General features: G+C 37.8%; 18 protein-coding genes and 1 tRNA gene. 7 read left to right on the top strand and 12 right to left on the bottom strand.

Going from position 1 to position 20,862, the window contains the following annotated elements; all coding sequences use genetic code 11:
• Positions 1-4: 4 nt before the first annotated feature.
• From H4O18_RS02630 to H4O18_RS02620, 3 genes are all read left to right on the top strand, one after another.
• Positions 5-955, top strand: coding sequence for a PorP/SprF family type IX secretion system membrane protein (locus H4O18_RS02630; RefSeq protein WP_187581536.1), 951 nt, complete (start codon positions 5-7; stop codon positions 953-955).
• Positions 956-1,094: 139 nt separating this feature from the next.
• Positions 1,095-1,460, top strand: a complete 366-nt coding sequence (gene folB, locus H4O18_RS02625) for a dihydroneopterin aldolase (protein ID WP_187581660.1) — start codon at positions 1,095-1,097, stop codon at positions 1,458-1,460.
• Between the two features lie 42 nt (positions 1,461-1,502).
• A tRNA-Cys gene (locus tag H4O18_RS02620) sits at positions 1,503-1,573 on the top strand.
• Between the two features lie 71 nt (positions 1,574-1,644).
• Here the strand turns inward: H4O18_RS02620 and H4O18_RS02615 are convergent.
• From H4O18_RS02615 to rnr, 3 genes are all read right to left on the bottom strand, one after another.
• Positions 1,645-2,310: a LysE family translocator gene (locus H4O18_RS02615; protein WP_187581535.1), complete on the bottom strand. Its 666-nt coding sequence runs from the start codon at positions 2,308-2,310 to the stop codon at positions 1,645-1,647.
• Positions 2,311-2,323: 13 nt separating this feature from the next.
• Positions 2,324-3,007: a head GIN domain-containing protein gene (locus tag H4O18_RS02610; RefSeq protein WP_187581659.1), complete on the bottom strand. Its 684-nt coding sequence runs from the start codon at positions 3,005-3,007 to the stop codon at positions 2,324-2,326.
• Between the two features lie 156 nt (positions 3,008-3,163).
• Complete coding sequence (rnr, locus tag H4O18_RS02605) at positions 3,164-5,353, bottom strand: ribonuclease R (RefSeq protein ID WP_187581534.1); 2,190 nt, start codon at positions 5,351-5,353, stop codon at positions 3,164-3,166.
• Between the two features lie 655 nt (positions 5,354-6,008).
• On the opposite strand from rnr, the gene rpiB reads away from it, so the two are divergent.
• Positions 6,009-6,440, top strand: a complete 432-nt coding sequence (gene rpiB, locus H4O18_RS02600; protein ID WP_187581533.1) for a ribose 5-phosphate isomerase B — start codon at positions 6,009-6,011, stop codon at positions 6,438-6,440.
• 30 nt (positions 6,441-6,470) lie between these two features.
• Entirely contained in the window at positions 6,471-6,911 is a 441-nt protein-coding gene (locus H4O18_RS02595; protein ID WP_187581532.1) for a GNAT family N-acetyltransferase, read from the top strand.
• An 86-nt stretch (positions 6,912-6,997) separates the two neighbouring features.
• Here the strand turns inward: H4O18_RS02595 and H4O18_RS02590 are convergent, their stop codons facing one another.
• Together H4O18_RS02590 and dcm are read right to left on the bottom strand one after the other, a co-directional pair.
• The gene (locus H4O18_RS02590) at positions 6,998-7,372 is read right to left on the bottom strand and encodes a hypothetical protein (protein WP_187581531.1); all 375 of its coding nucleotides are present in this window, start codon (positions 7,370-7,372) and stop codon (positions 6,998-7,000) included.
• A 178-nt stretch (positions 7,373-7,550) separates the two neighbouring features.
• Positions 7,551-8,780 (bottom strand): DNA (cytosine-5-)-methyltransferase, encoded by a 1,230-nt coding sequence (dcm, locus tag H4O18_RS02585; protein WP_187581530.1) that lies wholly within the window; start codon positions 8,778-8,780, stop codon positions 7,551-7,553.
• Between the two features lie 134 nt (positions 8,781-8,914).
• Between dcm and H4O18_RS02580 the strand changes: the two genes are divergently transcribed.
• Positions 8,915-10,117: an SH3 domain-containing C40 family peptidase gene (locus tag H4O18_RS02580; RefSeq protein ID WP_187581529.1), complete on the top strand. Its 1,203-nt coding sequence runs from the start codon at positions 8,915-8,917 to the stop codon at positions 10,115-10,117.
• 7 nt (positions 10,118-10,124) lie between these two features.
• Here H4O18_RS02580 and H4O18_RS02575 read toward each other — a convergent pair whose 3' ends face one another.
• From H4O18_RS02575 to H4O18_RS02550, 6 genes are all read right to left on the bottom strand, one after another.
• A complete protein-coding gene (locus H4O18_RS02575; protein ID WP_187581528.1) occupies positions 10,125-11,153 on the bottom strand; it encodes an SMP-30/gluconolactonase/LRE family protein in 1,029 nt (342 codons plus the stop codon).
• 1 nt (position 11,154) lies between these two features.
• Positions 11,155-12,477 (bottom strand): GntP family permease, encoded by a 1,323-nt coding sequence (locus H4O18_RS02570; protein ID WP_187581527.1) that lies wholly within the window; start codon positions 12,475-12,477, stop codon positions 11,155-11,157.
• A 40-nt stretch (positions 12,478-12,517) separates the two neighbouring features.
• Positions 12,518-13,678: a galactonate dehydratase gene (dgoD, locus tag H4O18_RS02565; RefSeq protein ID WP_187581526.1), complete on the bottom strand. Its 1,161-nt coding sequence runs from the start codon at positions 13,676-13,678 to the stop codon at positions 12,518-12,520.
• A gap of 177 nt (positions 13,679-13,855) precedes the next feature.
• A complete protein-coding gene (locus H4O18_RS02560) occupies positions 13,856-14,917 on the bottom strand; it encodes a Gfo/Idh/MocA family protein (RefSeq protein WP_187581525.1) in 1,062 nt (353 codons plus the stop codon).
• Between the two features lie 29 nt (positions 14,918-14,946).
• Positions 14,947-17,070, bottom strand: coding sequence for an outer membrane protein assembly factor BamB family protein (locus H4O18_RS02555; protein ID WP_187581524.1), 2,124 nt, complete (start codon positions 17,068-17,070; stop codon positions 14,947-14,949).
• A gap of 143 nt (positions 17,071-17,213) precedes the next feature.
• Complete coding sequence (locus tag H4O18_RS02550; RefSeq protein WP_187581523.1) at positions 17,214-17,873, bottom strand: SGNH/GDSL hydrolase family protein; 660 nt, start codon at positions 17,871-17,873, stop codon at positions 17,214-17,216.
• Positions 17,874-18,086: 213 nt separating this feature from the next.
• Here H4O18_RS02550 and H4O18_RS02545 point away from each other — a divergent pair, with 213 nt between their 5' ends.
• On the top strand, positions 18,087-19,193 hold the full coding sequence (locus H4O18_RS02545) for an acyltransferase family protein (protein WP_187581522.1): 1,107 nt from the start codon (positions 18,087-18,089) through the stop codon (positions 19,191-19,193).
• A gap of 33 nt (positions 19,194-19,226) precedes the next feature.
• Here the strand turns inward: H4O18_RS02545 and H4O18_RS02540 are convergent, their stop codons facing one another.
• Positions 19,227-20,855 carry a S41 family peptidase gene (locus H4O18_RS02540; protein ID WP_187581521.1) on the bottom strand — a complete coding sequence of 543 codons (1,629 nt, stop codon included), beginning with the start codon at positions 20,853-20,855 and terminating at the stop codon, positions 19,227-19,229.
• Positions 20,856-20,862 lie beyond the last annotated feature (7 nt).

Below are 20,862 nucleotides of genomic sequence, written 5' to 3'. Positions count from 1 at the left end.
TACAATGCGCAGTAAACTATTAATCTATTTGTTGCTTTTAAGTACCCTGGTTACTAGTGCCCAAGAACTTAATTCGCCTCAACTTTCACAATATTTGGCTGATAATCCTTTTGTGCTATCCCCAACTTATGCCGGTATTGGCGATCATGTGAAAATTAGGTTGAACGGACTTGCACAATGGGTTGGCATTAAGGACGCACCTAGAACCCAATCCCTGGCCGCGGATATGAGGTTAGGGGAAAAATCTGGTGTAGGCCTCTTCCTTTACAACGACTCCAACGGGTATACAAAACAACAAGGAGCACGGATTTCCTTTGCCCACCATTTAACCTTGAATCGCTATGAGGATGAGTTTTTATCCTTTGGGATTTCCTATAATTTTAATCAATTTAGATTGGATGTAAATGAATTTATTGACGCAGGTTTTGATCCCGGGGTTACCAATGACCGGTCCACATCCAACCATAATTTTGATGTAGGTCTTTTGTACAGAAAAAATGCATTTTATTTCAGTGTAAATGCTTCTAACATTATCAACAAGGATGTTTACATATTCGATCCCATCTATGAGCCCAGCAAGCTTAGAAACTTCTATGTTTATTCAGGATATAGATACAAAAAGTCCAGAAACAGTAATATGGAAATAGAACCTTCCATTTTATACAAAATATTTGAAAGTGATGGTAGGTCGGAAGCCGATTTAAACCTGAAATTCAGATGGTATGATTTTGAGGATTACTATTATGCAGGTATTACTTACCGTTTCTTAAATGACCAAATTGGTAGGCCATTATATATAGCTCCCTTGGCCGGACTTAAGAAAAGCAATTTCTATTTCGGATATTCCTATCAGATTATATTAAACGAAATTTTGGGATATAGTACAGGAACCCATGTGGTAACCATCGGGGTAGACCTCTTCCAAGGAATTAGTAATTGCAGATGTACTTATTAATTTACTGCCTTAGTTATATCATAAATACATAAAATACTTCCGCTACTTAAGGTCAAGTTCGGCATTACTCCTTAAAATTTATATAATTTCCGTTCTTTTGCACTTAGATTGATTTAATTTTGAAGAAATTATTGATATGGTGGGGAAAGTTAGGGTTAGCAATATAAAAGTTTATGCAAATCATGGTTGTCTTAAAGAAGAGACCATTATTGGGAGCGATTATCAGGTAAATGTTGAGGTAAGTGCCGATTTAAGACAGGCATCCCAATCAGATAATCTTAGTGAAACTGTAGATTATGTTCACATAAACCATATTGTAAAAGAAGAAATGGCCATTCCTTCAAAACTATTGGAACATGTAGCTCAACGGATACTTCACAGAATCTTTGCTGAAATATCCATAGCAAAAAAAGTAGAAGTTGCCGTCTCCAAAATCAATCCTCCCATTGGTGGGGATGTTAAAGAAGTAACCATAATACTTAAATCCAAAAGATCGGGGTTTTAGTTTTTGAAACATAAAAAAAGTATTACCTTTGCACTGCAAAAAGGCATTGTGGCCGAGTGGCTAGGCAGAGCTCTGCAAAAGCTTGTACAGCGGTTCGAATCCGCTCGATGCCTCTAAACCTTCATCTTAATTGATGAAGGTTTTTTGTTTTATACAATGTCCAGGTAGCTAAAAAAACAACCGCCTACTCCCTAATAAGCTCTATCCCCTTTTCTATATTTAATTGATCTTTAGGAAGAAAGCCTTTTACTATTAAAACCAAACCACAAATAACAAGGATAATTCCAAGTCCTTTTTTAACCAATAGAATTCGCCTTTTGGTCAGTTTTTTTCGCAATTGTTTAGCTAATAATATTTTAAATATATCGGTAACAAAATAAGCACCGATCATAGCTGAAAAGAAAAGTATTATTCTATTTGAATCATTATCCAAACTAGGCCCCACTACAATAATAATACCTAGCCAAAATACAAGTACTCCAATATTAATAAAATTCAATAGGAAACCTTTGACGCACAAACTAAGGTAGTCCCCTTTGGAAATCCTAATTTTTGTTTCCTGTTTATGGGATTCTTTTTTAAAAACATTGGTAAGTCCATAAACCAATAGGATAGTACCACCAAAAACATATAGTCCAGGATGATTACTAAGATTTTCCAACAGTTGAAAACTACTAAAATAGGCTAAGGAAATAAAAATAATATCGGCAACAATAACACCAATATCAAAACATAATGCCGCTCTAAACCCTTTAATTGCACTGGTTTCCAGAAGAACAAAAAAAACAGGCCCAATCATAAAGCTTAATAAAAAGCCCAATGGAATTGCCGCCTGTATATCCTCGATCATAAAGTTCTTTTACTTACATTCTGGTAATTTTACCACCAAAAACCGTTTTCTCTTCCATTTTAGTAGGATTACCATATACCATAACCTCTCCACCAGCCTTCACGGCCGCCTTCACATAATCCGTTGCATACACCTCTGCCCTAGAGCCGGCGTTTACATTAATGGTACTGAATTTGGTCTTAAAATCCTTTCCTTTATATATACCTCCGGTATTAATCTGTACATCTTGAATGTTAGATGCACCAGATGCAGAAATAATACCACCTGTGACACTTTTTATTAGCATTTGATCTACTTGGGCACTAATAATCAATTCTCCACCTTCTTGTGCCTTAAGCTCCAATATATCCTGTTTTATAGGCTCTTTGGATGAAATTCTGGCATCTTCATTGGTATCAATAATAACAAGTTTATCTGTATAGTGCAGATCAACAAAAGTTCTATAGCCGCTAAATAGCTTATTAACTTCCATACGAATCTTTAATACACCCTCATTATTTACAATAGCCACATTACCAGTATTGGCACCAGTAATTACAGCCTTGTTAACGTCTGATTTTATAAGGTTCACAGACAGACCATCAAAAGCCTTAACTTCTTTAAATGGCTGTAAATTCTGAGTTACCTTTTCGTTTTGCGAGCTCAATGAATGGGTCGCAATCACAAACAAAAGCATCACTATTAATTTTTGATCCATTATCATAGAGCTATAGTTTTTAGGTCAATATTCATTAACCCAAAAACATTCTTTTCGGACAAATTCCGTAACACGTATTTATGTATTGGCAATAATTCTTTCAACTTTATCGAGCTAACTCAAATAGTTAAACAAATTCCATTCCAAAACAAAAACTTAATCGTTTTTTCCCAATAAGGAAAAATCCAAATGGCGTTTTATTAAATCTGTACTCTTTACCATCACTACAACCTCGTCTCCCAATTGATAGGATTTCTTGGTTTTTTCACCAACAATGGCATATTCCTTTTCATCAAAGGTATAATAATCATCCTTTATATCCCTAATTCTGACCATTCCTTCACACTTATTCTCAATAATCTCAACATATAAACCCCATTCGGTAACCCCGGAAATTACACCTACAAACTCCTGGTCCTGATGATCTTCCATAAATTTTATCTGCATATATTTAATGGAATCGCGTTCCGCATTTGCGGCCAGACTTTCCATATCAGAGGAATGCTTGCATTTTTCTTCGTAAGATTCCGCTTTTGGACTCTCCCCACCGTCCAGATAATGCTGTAACAATCGGTGTACCATAACATCCGGATACCTTCTAATAGGAGAGGTAAAATGTGTATAATAGTCAAAAGCCAGCCCATAATGGCCAATATTGTCCACCGTATAAATTGCCTTGCTCATACTACGAATGGCCAAGGTATCCACTAAATTCTGTTCCTTTTTACCTTTTACATCCTCCAAAAGCTGATTTAAGGAATTACTTATAGATTTTTTATCCTTAAAATTTAACTGGTGTCCAAAACGTGAAATAATACCATTAAGAGCCATTAATTTATCCTCATTAGGTTCATCATGGACCCTATAAACAAATGTTTTTACTGGTTTTTGCTTGCCTATAAAACGGGCTACTTTTCTATTGGCCAACAACATAAACTCTTCAATTAGTTTATTGGCATCCTTGGATTCCTTAAAATAAACACCTTCCGGCTCCATTTTTTCATTAAGATTAAAACGAACTTCTATTTTATCAAAGGAAATAGCTCCTTCTTGCATACGCTGATTACGCATTATTTTAGCAAGTCGGTCCATGTTCAAGGTAGCATTAACTACTTCATCACTAACGGTATAAGCTTCTTCCCTAATAGAAATTTCCTGTGGAATTTTACCATTACCTGTCTCAATAATATGCTGAGCTTCTTCATAGGCAAATCGTTCATCCGAATTTATTACGGTACGTCCAAACCACTCGTTTTTAATAACGGCTTTATCATCAATTTCAAAAATGGCTGAAAATGTATATTTTTCCTCATTCGGTCGCAGGGAACAGGCATTATTGGATAATACCTCCGGTAACATGGGAACTACCCTATCTACTAAATAAACAGATGTTGCCCTGTCATAGGCTTCATCATCCAGGATAGTACCAGTTTCCAAATAATGTGAAACATCGGCAATATGAACGCCAATCTCATAATTGCCATTCTCCAATATCTTAAAGGAAAGGGCATCATCAAAATCCTTGGCGTCCTTGGGATCAATAGTAAAGGTCAAAGTATCTCTAAGATCTCTTCTCTTAGCTATTTCTTCCTCTTTTATACTGGTATCCAGTGTGTCGGCAAACATTTCTACCTCTGTAGGAAACTCGTATGGCAGACCATATTGAGCTAAAATGGAATGTATTTCCGTATTGTGCTCCCCTGGTTTTCCCAATACTTGGGTTATAGTCCCGAATGGGGAATCCGCATTATCTGGCCATTCATTTATTTCTGCAATAACTTTATCACCATCTTCGGCCGTTGAAATTTTATTTTTTGGTATAAAAATATCGGTATACATTCTATAATCCGTAGGACGGACAAAGGCAAAATCCTTTTGCATATCCACAATACCAACAAAAGCGGTCTTATTTCTGGATACTAACTTGGTAATTTCACCTTCCAATTTTTTTCCTTTTCTTCTAGGAAAAATATATACCTCTACCACATCTTTGTGGAAAGCCTTTTTTAATTTATTGAACGGAACAAAAACATCATCGTCCAAACCTTCAATTACAATGTAAGCATTGCCCCTACCTGTTATATCGACCGTTCCAGTATGGTATGTCTTATTTGAAGCTATGGCCTTATAAGCACCTCTTCCTTCTTCCAAAATTCGCTTCTTTTCCTTTAATTCTACCAATCTTTTAATAAGGGTGTTCCTATCATTGGCTTCTACTACTCCAATTTTAGCAGCAATTTGCTTATAGTTAAAAGATTTCTCTGGCTCCTTTTCTAGAACAGTGAATATACCTCTGGTTATTTCGTTTTTTCTTTGATTTTTGTTTCTTTTATTATTCTTTGACATTAACACTTTTATTTTTGGAAAATTACGAATTATAATCCATTGTCTTTAATTTCCATTTTTAAGTTTCCATCTTCTTTAATAAATGTTGTTATCAACATCTATTATATATATATGTTTTCTTTTTTCTAAAATTTAAAATAAAATGGTGATTATAATGGTGTGTTTATAGTGGATATAAAAAAGCACTTATAAATTTGCTTTGAACCATTAAATAAGTTTATTGACAATTTATACAGCAACTAAATATTATAAATCAATGACTTAAATGGGTTATTAATATTTGTTGACAACCAATATCAACATAAAATTATTGAAAAGTTAATGCAATGGGAATGTTAATTACTTCGTTTAATTATTTAATATCTTTCTATTAGATTCTAAGAAGTAAATTATTCTTTTAGGATAACATTTTGTAAAGCAATATTAAAGCGGATAAACAAAATTTAATATTTACTTTTTATAAGTAGTTTGTTAACAATTAGTCATTGTCATTAAACCACTAAATAACAACGGTTTTCTTTTTTTCTATAATTTATGTTGTTAATAACGTCATTTCTGTGGTGAAACCATGGGTATTTGTACATTTGTGTGTATATGAGTATTTATTTCATATATATATTATATTACTTTATTCATTAATAACTAACCTTAAACAATGAAAATAGCTATAGGTAATGATCATGCGGGAACCGAGTATAAACTTGCAATAATTGGGTTACTGAAATCTATGGGTGTAGATGTAGTAAATCATGGTACAGATGGCAATGATAGTGTTGATTATGCTGATTTTGTACATCCTGTGGCCAGGGAAGTGGAGGAAGGAAATGTAGATTTGGGAATTATAATTTGTGGAAGTGGCAATGGAGTTTCCATGACGGCGAACAAGTATCAGAAAATTAGGGCGGCTTTATGTTGGACAACCGAGATTGTACAATTGGCCAAGGAACACAATGATGCCAATATTTTAAGCTTACCTGCCCGGTTTATTTCTTTACCCCAGGCGTTGGAGATGGTGAAAACGTTTTTGAATACTTCATTTGAAGGTGGTCGTCATGAAAGAAGAATAGAGAAGATTCCCTGTAAATAAAATAATTGCTTTAATTAATTGTCCTTATTTATGAAGGTGGAAATAAAAAAGTTTCATGAACTTGGGGTGCAGGAACTATATGATATTTTACAATTACGAAGTGAAGTATTTGTTATTGAACAGGACTGTGTATACCAGGATTTGGACGGAAAAGATGAACTTGCCCTTCATGTAATAGGATATAAAAATAAAAAAGTTGTAGCATACACCCGGGTTTTTAGGGCGGGGGACTATTTTAAAGAAGCAAGTATAGGTAGGGTAGTGGTAAGAAAATCTGAACGTCAGTTTGGATTTGGATTACAAATTATGCAAGCTTCAATTGCTGTTATAGAACAAAATTTTGGTTCTATCCGAATTCATATTTCTGCTCAGAAATACTTAACTAAATTTTATTCTTCCCTTGGTTTTAAGAAAGTTGGTGAGGAATATTTGGAGGACGGTATTCCCCATCTTGCAATGATCAAGGAGTAGTTCCAATTAAGCTTGGTTTTTCGGTTCAGTCCGTAAAAAAGAGCTGTAATTACAGCTCTTATGGAATATAGTCTAGCTATGTAAATTTAAATTTTTATAGGTGTTTTGTCACTTAAATTAATGTCCTCCAACATACTATCCGTAAATTTATAATGCCCCTTTGTGGTTATAATTTTAAAGCGATTGGAATTCATTCTGCTTAGGGTATCCAAAAACAACCATTTGGATTTTAACAATAGAGGTCTATCGGATTTTAAACTGATTTCAAAATAATATTTTTTACCATTTTTTAAAGCCACAATATCCGGGGTAATTTTGGTGTCACTACCCTTCTTTAAATAGGATTTTGGACAATCATAACCTTCTAAATCCGCCTTGATTTTTTCAAAACCGTGCGCTTCCAAATGGGTAATGGACTTCTTTATGAACTCCTCGTTAGCTGACTTTTCAATTTTTATCATAGTCGTAATTTACGAAAAAAATCGACAAAGAGCAAATAAATACGCTGATTAACAGTTATTTAAGTAGAGTTTAACAAAAAAATAGGCTTTGGAAAAATTATAGGAAAAAGGACAGGTTTATAATGTATTTAAAAGTGTAAACTGTTGTTGTTCAGAACATTTAATTAATCACTGTGGGTTACATATTAACTTTAGCAAAGAGGGTTTTACCTATTTGTTCAACAACGCCTACGACAAGCGCATTACCCATAAAAAAAGCGCGTTTGGTATCACTTATTCCTTGTAGTTTGGTATGATTGTCCGGAAACATATTTAAGCGTTCCAGTTCCAAAGGGGTCAACCTTCTTAATCCTTTCTGGGTTTTTACTACATGTTTAAATCGTGAGGGACTTTTTCCTCCTTCACCTGTAATTATGGTTCTGGACGCATTGTCAAGATTATCTGGAAAGACCATCTTCCCCTCCCCATACTCATATTGAAATCCGTTTTTGGCCTTGCGTAATTCTTTTTTTGCACCTTTTAGATACTCCCATTTGTATATATCTGCGGGAGCAATTAAAAAGTCATCGGTTATTTTTCCATTATGTAGAATATCACCAAGAGTTGTTCTTGGTCCTTCATAATCAGCAGTTGTCTTTGTAGTGGTAATAGTACCATCAACACAGATTCCTGTATTTTGAAATGGTGACAGCTTTGCTTCCAAATTGAAATTATTGGAAATAGTAATCAAATCCCCATCCAAGTTTAAATTGGTTATTTGAGACGTTAATCCATTAACTGGGAAGGATTGGGCAATAGTACCATTTTTAATTAGCCATGTTAAGGGATCTAATGATTTAATGGATTTATAGATTGCTGTAGACATATGGTAAGCCAAAATAAATACGCGTCGCCTGCGCTGTGGCATTCCATAATCTGCAGCATTAATAACGCGCCATTCTACGGCATAGCCCAACTCGTCCAAACTTTTCAACATTACTGCGAAGTCCCTCCCTCTTTGGTTAGAGGGTGATTTTAACAATCGATCCACATTTTCTAAAAAGAGGTATTTTGGCTTGTTTTTTTTCTCCTTCAATATGTTGTGTATACTCCACCATAGCACTCCTTTTTTTCCAATAAGACCTTTGGAATTCTTCAGGGAGGTGGCTACGGAATAGTCCTGGCAGGGAAACCCGCCCACCAAAATGTCGTGATCAGGAATCTCGGTAACAGGAACTTCCGATATATCCATATTGCAATGGTTCTCCTTACCAAAGTTATGTTCATATACCAAAGAAGCGTGTTGGATTTTGGTAGATGGCTCCCATTGGTTGGACCAAATTATCTCGTAGTTTTTCGTTCTTTCCAAGCCTAATCGAAAGCCTCCAACTCCGGCAAATAATTCTATGGTTTTTAATTTTTTCGTCATTGCAGTGTCTAAAATTAGACAAAAAATAAGTCATAAATTTAATTTTAGGAATTGTAGTACCCCACAATCCTTAAATTTTTATAATTTTCCGGATTCCAAAATAATTTTCGTTTCACAACCCTAAAATAATTTACATGAATCGCTGCCAAAAGGGAATATTTTTTCTAATGATTTCAGGAGTTTTATTATTCCTTTCCTGTGAGCCCAAAGTTGACCAAGGAGAGCTTGTCATTAATACCTTGTTGGAAGATATTAAACAGGAATTTGCTCCGGACAAAAGGGTGGCTCTTTTTAATGTTGAATTTGTTAAAAGCGGGAACGAAAATATCTTGAAAGGGGAGTCCGATCTGCCTGAGGCTGTTGATACATTCAAAGAAAAGCTGGTAGAAAATAAAATCGACTTTATAGATAGTATTCAATTATTGCCAGCATCCAATTTGGAGGGGTCTACACAAGGATTAATCACCATATCCGTAGCAAATTTAAGGGGTAAACCTGCACATTCGTCGGAATTGGTGACCCAGGCCACTTTGGGAACCCCTGTAAAGATATTGAAGGAAGAGGATGACTGGTATTTGATTCAAACTCCGGATAAATATTTATCATGGGTAGACAGAGGAGGTATAGAAGTACTTTCCAGTGAGAAGTATACAACTTGGAAATCCACACCAAAAGTTATTTACACTAATACCATAGGACATTCCTATTCAGAACCGGTTAAGAATACACAAGTGGTTTCCGATATGGTGGCTGGAGGCGTATTGGAGCGTATTGGGGAAGAAGGGGAGTTTTATTTTGTAGCTTATCCAGACGGAAGAAAAGCTTATATTCTCAAAAGTGAAGCTATGGATTATGATACTTGGTTGGCTGCTTTGGATCCCAATCAGGAATCTTTGGTGGAAACTTCTAAAACCTTAATGGGAGTCCCATATCTTTGGGGTGGTACTTCTACCAAAGGGGTAGATTGTAGTGGATTCACAAAAACAATATATTTTTTAAACGGTATTGTTATACCTAGAGACGCCTCGCAACAAATACATACCGGTAAACAGGTAGATACTGAGAAGGACTTTGAAAAGTTGGTTCCTGGCGATTTATTATTTTTTGGAAAACCGGCAACAGCTACGACCAAGGAACGTGTAATCCATGTGGGTATGTGGATAGGGAACAATGAATTTATCCACTCTGCCGGAAGGGTGCATATTAGTAGTATGGACAAAAATGCTCCTAATTATGACGAGTATAATTTAAATAGGTATTTGCGTTCCAATCGTTATCTCGATGAATCCAAAGACGGATTAATTGAGCTCGCCAAAACCCCTGTCTTTAAGGACTAGGCCCAGATTATTTTAAATTAACCGCCAAAATATAGTCATCGGCTGTTATGTAGAGTCTTTTTTCCTCCGTATCAAAAGCGCAATTTGCGGTGGCTTGTCCCGTATGGATTCTTGCCAAAGCTTTCCCCATGGGATTAAAGATCCAAACACCGCCCGGTCCTGTAGCAAATAGAATTCCCTTGCTATTAATTTTTAGTCCGTCCGGCAATCCCTGTTGCCCTTTTTTTCCTATAAGATGGGTTACCTCATAGAAAAGCTTTTTATCGCTTACTTTTCCTGGTTCCTCAATGTTATATTGGTACCAAGCTGCATGCTCCTCGTCAGAATTTGCAACATAAAGAGTGTTGCCATCGGCTGCTATTTCAATTCCGTTAGGGCGGGAAAGGGAGTCCAATAATATTAATTCCCCTGAAGACAACAGACAATAAATTCCTTGAAAATCTAGCTCTTTGGCCGGATCATCCATTCTTTTTGGAAGGCCATAAGGAGGATCGGTAAAATATAAGTTCCCATTATTATCGAATGTTCCGTCATTGGGGCTATTCAATTTCTTGCCCATATATGAAGAAACCAAGGAGGAGAAGTCTGGTTTAGGGGAATTTATGGGTGTATTCATTTTGGCTACCTGACGATTACCGTGTTGCATAAGCACTAGGTCACCTTGCTTATTAAGCATTAGACCGTTGGAGCCCGGTTCTTCTCCTGTAAAGTCAGTTCCCGAAAACCCTGAGTGATGTAGGTAGGTAACCGTATCATTATTTTTTGGATCTAGTTTGTAGACCTTATTATTTGGTATGTCCGAAAACAATAAATAGTTGCCTTCTTTTATCCAAAGCGGTCCTTCGGTCCAGGCAAATCCGCTTGCAAGTACCTCAATTTTCGATTTTGGATCAATAATCTGCCGCGCTTCGTCATCAAGTATTTCTATAGAAAATGATGAAGAAATATCTTCAGCAGGTATAGATTTTTTGCTTACTTCTTTGCAAGACCCCAAGAAAAGTACGGAGCTTATGATAGCATATGTTATTTTATTCATTTTAGGTCATTATTTTAACGATTATAGTGATAACGGTCATGGAAGTGACACCTAAAACAAAAGTTCCGGCAGATTGAATCTGATAGCCTTGTTTTACATTCATTCCGGTAAGTTGGGTAAGTACCCAAAAGAAACTGTCGTTTACGTGAGATACTACTGATGCTCCTGCGCCTATCGCCAAAACGGTCATTGTAGCCATAAAAGGCTCGCTAAGGCCTAATGCAGGCATTAAAGGGGCTATTATGGAGGCAGTGGTCACCAATGCCACTGTAGATGATCCCTGAGTGGTCTTAAGGCAGGCAGCCAATAGAAAAGGTAGGAACAAACCTAACTCCATACCAGTAAACTCTGAGGTAATGGTATCGGCAATTCCTGAATTTTGTAACATCTTGCCAAAAATGCCACCGGCACCGGTAATAAAAATAATTGGAGCGGCCTCCCTTAACGATTCTCCAAACCAACCTGTGGAGGAGAAAATCTTTTCGTCCAACTTTTTTGGTAAAACCAAGGACAATAAGACCCCTACCAAAAGGGCGATTACTGGAGTGCCTAAAAATGCTATAATTGTTTTAAATATTGAAGGTTGAAAAGTGAATTCCGGATAATCCATGACCGATTTAAAAATAATCAGCAAAATGGGAATCACAATGGCCAATAAGGATTTCCACAGGGCCAGTTGTTCCTGTTTGGTAGTCACAGCCTCTAGAATTATAGGAACATGAATTCGGGATGCTAATTTGGTTGCAAAGAAATAACAGGCAATCAAGGAAATACTACTGATCAGCAAACCCCAAATCATAACACTTCCCAAATCTGCTCCCAAGATACCGGCTGCAGCTATAGGTCCAGGGGTAGGGGGCACCATAGTATGTGAAGCTGTTAAACCTAAGGCCAGGGCCGCGGTGGTACCTGCAAAGGAAACACCTGCCTTGGAGGAGAGCACCTTGTTTAAGGGGTTCATTATTAAAAGTGCACTATCTGCAAATACAGGAATAGAAAGTATATATCCTGTAAGGAGCATGGCCAAGTGGATAGATTTTGCACCTATCAGTTGTAAAATTTTGGAGGCGATAACAAAAGCTCCGCCCGATTTTTCCAAGACCTTGCCAATGGTAACTCCAAACAAGATTATAAGTCCTATTTTACCCATTATATCCCCAAATCCGTTGTTGATGGAATTGATAATGGCTTCAATACCCATTCCAGTCATAAACCCGTAAGCTACAGCTGAAAAAAGGAGCACAAAAAAAGGATGTATTTTAAATTTAATGATACCTATAATCAATAAGGCAAGGGAAAGTACTAAGGCGATAAGGTAAGTCATGGTTTTTTTGGTTGGTTATTGGTATTATTCGGTTATTCTTTTACCATTCTGTAAAGTTTCCATCGGGTCCTCGCCATATAGGGTTGGACCAATTATGGCCAATTTTCTGACCTTCCCTTAATTTTTCTTCATTCATTTCAACACCCAATCCTGGTTTCTGAAACAATTCAATATACCCATCCTTGATATCGAAAATTTCTGGATTCAGTACGTAGTCCAACAGATCAAAGCCTTGATTGTAATGGATTCCTATACTGTTTTCCTGGATAAAGGCATTGGCAGAAACAAAATCGACATGTAATGCAGAAGCCAAGGATATAGGGCCTAAGGGACAATGCGGAGCCAAAGCTACATCATAGGCTTCGGCCATGGTCGCTATTCTCCTTACCTCCGAAATACCTCCTGCGTGACTAAGATCTGGCTGGATAATATCTACTACACCCTCTTCCAGAATTTTCTTAAAATCCCAACGAGAAAACATACGCTCCCCTGTGGCAATAGGTATACTGGTGTAAGGGTAAATATGTTTTAAGGCATCGTTATTTTCGCTAAGTACAGGTTCTTCAATAAACATGGGTTCATATGGCGCCAGCTCATCTATAAGTCGCTTTACCATGCCTTTATGTACGCGGCCATGAAAATCCAATCCTATGTCCAAATCGGTTCCAAATTCTTCCCTTAATAATCTAATGTTGTTGGCTACCTGTTTAACATCCTTCAAGGTGGAAATCCAGTCCATACCTCCAGTAGCGTTCATTTTTACAGCCTGGAACCCGGCCTTTACCTTTTCATGCGCCTGTTCCAATAATACTTCCGGATGATCGCCTCCTATCCAGCAGTACATTTTCATTTTATGTCGCACCGCTCCTCCCAATAAATCGTAAACAGGAACACCAAGGAATTTTCCCTTTATATCCCAAAGCGCCTGGTCTATACCTGATAGGGCACTCATGAGAATGGGCCCACCGCGGTAAAACCCTCCACGATAGAGTATTTGCCATATGTCTTCAATATTGGTGGCCGACTTCCCGATGAGGTATTGTTGTAATTCCATTACGCAGGCGGCTACAGTATCTGCCTTTCCTTCCACTACTGGTTCGCCCCAGCCAATAATCCCCTCTCTGGTGGTTATTTTAACAAAAAGCCACCTTGGCGGAACTTTAAAAAGTTCAATTTTTTCAATAATAAGTTGTTCCTTCATAATGCTTTTACAAAAACTTCGGCCCTTAGTAGGGTATTCTAAAAATTGTTTTAATTTTTGGTTGGTTTATATAGATTAAGCCTTTTCTCTGGCCCGTGATTCCATAAGGTATTTAGGAATTAAATATAACTAATTGTTATGAATATATAGAACATCGTAATTTTTTAACCGATTGACCTAAAGTGTAACAGTTTGTCCAGTTCTAACCGACTCGTCGGCTGCCAAAACAATTTTCAGGCTATTGATAGCATCCAACAAATGGGATGACAGATCGTGGTCGTTAACAATGGCATTCAATAAAAATTCTTGTTCCAGTAAACAAAGTCCATCATGATCGGGTTCTTCTTCCGTGGTAATATGGTCATCTTTTTTAATAAAATGTCCTTCCTTATCCAATTGGCTATAGTGAATCTTTAAGCTACCGGTTTTTGTATGTCCTTCTATATCCTGGGAATCATCATTTGGTTTGTCAGCAATGGAAACAGCACCTTTTGGGCCAATCACATCTTTGATAAAAACGGCTGTTTCACTCATCATGGGTCCCCAACCAGCCTCGTACCATCCAACGGACCCATCTTTAAAACGCACTTGCAGTTGACCGTAATTATACATTTTGGCATCAATTTCTTCGGTTAAATTAACTCCAATGGCACTGACACTGATGGGTGTGGATTGGGTCATTAAACACATAATATCCACATAGTGAACACCACAATCCACTATGGGCGACATGGAATTCATTAACTGTTTATGGGTATACCACTTATCTCCGGAACTTTGTTGGTTTAAATTCATTCGCATTACCAAGGGTTTGCCAAGTGTACGTGCAATCTCCACAAACTTGGTCCATGAAGGATGTACCCTAAGTATATAACCGACCACCATTTTCCTATTTTTTTCCTTTGCCAAAGCCACCAAATCTTCAGCCTCCTCAACCGTGAGGGCAAGTGGTTTTTCAACAAAAACATGGGCACCTGCGTTTAGACTTTTTCTAACATAGTCGGCATGGGTGTCCGGATAGGTGTTAATGGATACCACATCTGGTTTGGATTCCCTCAATGCATTATCAAAATTATCATAGGTGGGCAAGCCTCCCAATTCCTGGGATAACTTTTCCCTACTTTGGGGCTTACGGCTTACAAGTCCCACAATTTCAAATTCAGGAAGTTGGTGATAGGCCCTGGCGTGGGAAATTCCCATATTTCCACAACCTACGACAAGGGTTTTTAGTTTGTTCATAATCCTTATTTATATAGTTTCTAAATTTTCTATTCCAAGGCAAAAGCAATAATTTGGTTTCCTTTTTCGGTTCCTAATTTTTCGCCACCACATGCAATGGCTATATATTGCTTGCCGGCTACTTCATACATGGCGGGAGTGGCAAATGCTGCCGCTGGGAGTTTGTATTCCCAAAGTAACTTACCGCTATTTTTATTGAAAGCTCTAAAATATCCATCTTTTGTGGCCCCGATAAACAAAAGTCCGTTTTTGGTCACTATTGCGCCGCCGTAGTTTTCCGATCCTGTCTGAGGGAATCCTTTTTCTTTTAGACTTATAGTCTCTCCAAAGGGAATGGACCAAAGGTAATCCCCGGTATTGAGGTCAATGGCATGCAATGTGCCCCATGGCGGGGAAATGGCAGGCAGTCCATTACTATCCAAGAATTTTTTATACCCGGTATGTTTATAAGTAGTTTCTATAGGTTTTGCCTCATTTTTAGCTACCTTTTTTAATTTCTCCTCTCCATACAAGAATTGAAGCAATGCGTCCATTTCCTCTTTCGTAATCTGTGGAAATCCGGTCATCATTCCTTTTCCCTTTTGAATAGTCAAGGCAACAGCGTCTTTTTTATGAGATGATTTTAGGTTTAGGAGGGATGGATATCCACTTGCAACATTACCATTACGGTTCTTTTGATGGCATACAACGCAATATTTGTTATAGGTACTTTCCCCTAATGGCAGGTTTGTATCCAAGGTATCTCTTTTCATTTGAAGGAACCAGGCCATTTCATTGGAGTTTACGTAAATAATACCCTCCTCGGGGTCGGCCGCAGCCCCACCCCATTCAGCAGCTCCGTCATATCCAGGCAATAGGAGAACTGGATTCAAACCCGGTGGAGCGTAGATTCTTTTATCCGCTTCATTGAACTGAGTCAGTAATTCCTCCTTGTTTTCGGCATATGGACTAAGGTCGTTTTCGGTCAAAAGATTGGATTGCCTTGCAAAAGGCTTGGGTTTTGTTGGAAATGGTTGGGTTTCCCAAGTTTTTTCACCTTCTAAAGTAGAGGCAGGTACGGGGATTTCCTCAATATCGAACAAAGGGGCCCCCATTCCCCTATCGAAAAGAAATACATATCCCTGCTTTGTTACTTGGGCCACGGCTGGAATCTTTTTTCCCGCTCTGGTAATTGTTAATAGATTGGGGGGTGCCGGAGGATCTCTATCCCATAGATCGTGGTGGGTAAATTGGTAATGCCAAAGGAGTTTTCCGGTATTGGCATTCAATGCCAATAAAGAATTGGCATAAAGATTACTTCCCTTTCTATTGCCGCCGTAAAAATCGGGAGCTGCAGATCCTGTTGGCACGTAAAGTGTTCCAGTTTCTTCATCCAAGGCCATACCGGCCCAGTTGTTGGCCGCACCTACGGTGTCACTTTTATAGGTATTGGGATCTTCCCAGGTTTCATTACCAGGTTCACCAGGATGGGGTATGGTATGGAATGCCCATTCCAGGGTCCCCGTTATTACATTAAAAGCCATAGTGTCTCCCGGGGCTGCACCACTCCCCTCAGACAGTCGAATAGGCATTACTATTAGATCCTTGAAAACCGTTCCCGGAGTGTTGGATACTACAAATTTATCTTTTGCATTAGATGGCAATCCGGAGTGCAGGTCAATTTTTCCATTTTCACCAAATGAAGAAATAAGTTCGCCTGTCTTTGCATTTAAGGCAAAAAGATTGGCACCTTGGGTAAACAGAATGCGTTCGTCATCATCTTTTTTCCAGTATGCTACGCCTCGGCTGGTGGAATTCTCCTGGTTTAATGAATCGCCAAATCTCCATATTTCCAATCCAGTTCGGGCGTCGAGCGCCACAGCCCGCAATGCAGCCGTAACTCCGTACAAGATAGTATCCACTACAATGGGATTCATTTGCATCTGACCGCTATCCGGTGCGGAGTAAGACCAGGCCACCTTAAGTTGGGTAACATTTTCCTGGGTTATTTGTGAAAGGGTGGAATAGTGGTTGCGGTCCGGCCCGCCCAAATAGGAGGACCAATTGGTATACTTACTGGAATCGGTATTGGTAGAAGTTACATCCTGGCAACCTGTTAAACAAAGCGCCGCTGCGGTAAAGAGCGATAAATATTTGGCAATTTGAAGCGACATTGGTAGTGGTTTTATCGCTTAAATTAATTAATTTTTAAAGAACATAAGTGTTATTTCTTGGTTGGATATAAGATGGTTCAATTTCATGCTGTTTAAAATACCCCGAAAGTGGATAGGCTTTAAAATGCAAAAAATTGTTTGCACTATAATTTCTTCATCGTTTTTTGAAGCACAGGAACAATTAGTTTTCCCAGATCGTTATATCCCTCCTTATTATAGTGGACATCCTTATCTCCCAAACCATTTTTACGGTGTATGGTTATGGATTTTTTATAAATATCGTTGATAATAACACCATTTTTTTTCATTACGGATTTTGCTACTGCATTGTATTTTGCTACATCTGTAGAATGTCTTCCTGCTTCATTAACAGGTACATAAGTTGTTGTTACAAAGATCAATTTTGCTGAGGTATTGGCTTTAAGGAAACTAACCAACTCTTCCAGATTTTTTTCATAGGTTTCCAGGTCATAGGTTATGGTACCCTTAATTTTGTCCCTATTGCCATAGACTTTGGAATCTGGGTGTCGGTAACAAAGATCCCATAATCCCCAATTAAATTGGATAATATCCCAATCCTCTTCACCTACCCAGTCCTCAATTTTTTCCAATCCCGTTCCAGTGTGTTGTGCATTTCCAGGATTGTGCAAAACTAATGCCTTTGAGGCTAGGGCTTCTTTAACTTTAGGAAAATAACCTAAAGAAATGGAGTCTCCAATAATCAGTATTTTAGGTTCCTTTGGTTTGTAACCTAGACAAAGAAAAATACTTAAGACAATTAGAAGGAAAAACTTGTTTTTCATAGGTTTGATCTTTAAAAAAGGGAAAATTAATTAAAATATTCAGAAGGTGCATGGGTCCTCTACTTTAATGCCGAAACTTTTTGGTTAGTGGAAAAAATCGTTGCTTATGTCCTTTGGGTAAGGATGGGACAATTTGCAAACATGCACATTATTTTATGAATGTCTATAGAAAATCACTACATTGTTATTGCCAAATAATCAACCACATAAAAAATGACCAACGAAGCTACCAACCTTTCCAAAAGGTTATTTTCCCTAGACGTATTTCGCGGATTAACCATGTTTTTACTCATTGCAGAGGCCGCAGGGTTTCACGGGAGCTTTGGGGACTATACCGAAAACAACACCGTTTTGCACCCATTGGCGGAACAGTTGCACCATCATCCTTGGAACGGATTGCGGTTTTGGGATCTTATACAGCCTTTCTTTATGTTTATTGTGGGGGTGGCTATGCCATTTTCACTTAGAAAACGCTTGGCTACTGGAAGTAGAAAGGCCGCTACCAAACATATTTTAAGAAGATGTTTTTTGCTTTTTAGTTTTGGGGTATTGTTGCACTGCGTGTATAGCCATGCTTTGGTGTGGGAACTATGGAATGTATTGGTACAATTGGCCTTTACAATTCTTATCGCCTACGCTATCATGAATCTTCCCCACCGTACCCAAATTATAATTTGTCTTGGGATTTTAATACTTACCGAAATTCTTTATCGGGTTTATAACCCACAGGACCCATATAATCAAGGACAAAGTTTTGGGTCTTGGATAGATATGTTGGTGATGGGAAAAATTAACGGTGGAGGCTGGGTTTTCATAAACTTTCTGCCTACTGCGGTCCATACGGTAATGGGTGTGATCTGTGGCCAATTATTGCTTTCCAATAAATCGGCCAAGGAAAAGTTAAGTCCCATTTTAATGTGGGGAGCTGCCTTACTTGCAGTGGGCTACGGGATGGATCTTATAGGAATTACACCAATTATTAAAAGAATAGCAACTACCTCTTTTACCCTGGCTTCAGGAGGATGGGCATTGCTGGCATTGGCATTATTTTACTGGTGGATAGACATTAAGGGCCATAAGAGTAATTGGTTGAAGATCTTTTCTGTCGTGGGGACCAATTCCATTTTCATTTATTTATTTGCCGAAACTGTAGGGGCTCAATGGTTTAGAGGTTTTGGGTTAATTTTTACCGAAAATATACTGGCTCCTTTAGGTGTACAGGAAGGATTAATATTGGTAATAAATTCCCTATTTGTCCTATTTATGTTTTGGTATATAACCTACTTTTTGGATCAAAAGAAGGTATATTTTAAGATATAAGGAATAAGGAACATTAGTCTTTTCGACTAGAGATTATTTTAGGATATCCCTATACTTACTGTTATCATTTAATAGGACGGAAGCAGTCATTATGGCTTCGTCATTTTGTAGATGATAATCATAAAGTCCTTCCCTATAGAAATAACGCTTCAGAATCTCATCTTCCAAGTTCTTTTGTATTTCCGCTTTATATTTATCCAAAGCCATAATCTTGCTTTTGTCCATCTCCAACAAAAGCGATTTATAGTTGGCGGTAACCGAATTATTATAAAGGGCGCTGTCCTCTCCCGCCATGGCTTCCTTAAGTGCTTTTTCAGCTTTGGTTTCAAAGTCAAAATTACTTTTGGACACATAATTCTTAAATGATGTGAAATCAACATCATTAAAGCTGAAATCCAATACATTTTCCAAAGTATTGTTGTAATAATAGTCGGTGGCGTAATCAAAAATAACGTTACCCGATAGCAAGGCTTGGGTAAGGGTATTTGTTTTGGCGGCAGCAATTTCTATATCGGGCAAAACACCGCCCCCATCTTGTACTTTACGTCCATTTTTGGTTTTGAAATCCCTAAATTGGGTATTTTTAACTGCATTTCCATTCTCATCCCTATTCCAATAATCCAAAGATTGAATACATCTTCCGGATGCCGTATAATATCTGGAAATGGTTACTTTTAATTGGGTGCCATAGGTAAGTTTTAAAGGACGCTGTACCAGTCCCTTGCCAAAGCTTCTTGCTCCTACTATAACGGCACGGTCCAAATCCTGTAGACTGCCCGAGACAATTTCACTGGCTGAGGCACTTCTACCATTAACCAATACAACCAATGGTATTTCGGTATCCACAGGTTGGTTGGTAGTTTTGTATTCCCTATTGAATTTTTTTACCTTGGATTTGGTGGTTACCACAAGTTCCCCTTTGGGGATGAAAAGATTGGTAACATTTATGGCTTCACTCAACAGACCTCCAGGATTATCCCTTAGGTCCAGAATAATTTTCTTGGCTCCATCGTTTTTAAGATCAAGGAGTGCTTTTTTTGTTTGTTCCGTAGCTTTCTTATTAAATTTTAATAGAACAATATAACCTGTATTATCGTTGATCATTTTATAATAAGGAACAGCGTCTACTTCTATGGATTCCCTATTAACTGTGGTAGATTTGGTTTCTCCCTGTCTAACATAGGTAATGCCCACACTTGTGTTGCTGGCTCCCTTTAAAAGTTCGTCCGCATCATCCTTAACATCGGCTATGGCAATATCACCGATCTTAATAATTTCGTCCCCTGCCTTTAATCCCGCTTTATCAGCCGGATAGCCCTTGTAAGGCTCAACAATAACTATTTTATCCTTGTAGCTTCTCACTATTGCTCCAATACCGGAATATTCCCCAGCGTTGTTTATTTTGAAGGATTCTACGTCTTGTTCGTTAAGGAATTTGGTATAGGGATCAAGCTCTTCCAACATGTTTTTAATGGCCGTATCCATTAGTTCTGCAGGATTGGTCTCATCCACATAGTTCATGTTAAGCTCTTTGAACAGAGTAGTAAAAATTTCGATCTGTTTGGCTATCTCAAAAAAATCGCCCTTAAAACTACTTCCTGCAATTAATAGGGTAACGGCAATAATAGGGATGAGCACCCTTTTCTTTAATATCTCTTTCATTAGTTCA

Source organism: Arenibacter arenosicollis, assembly GCF_014397245.1.
Lineage (GTDB): Bacteria > Bacteroidota > Bacteroidia > Flavobacteriales > Flavobacteriaceae > Arenibacter > Arenibacter arenosicollis.
This window is presented reverse-complemented; position numbering and strand designations above follow the sequence as displayed.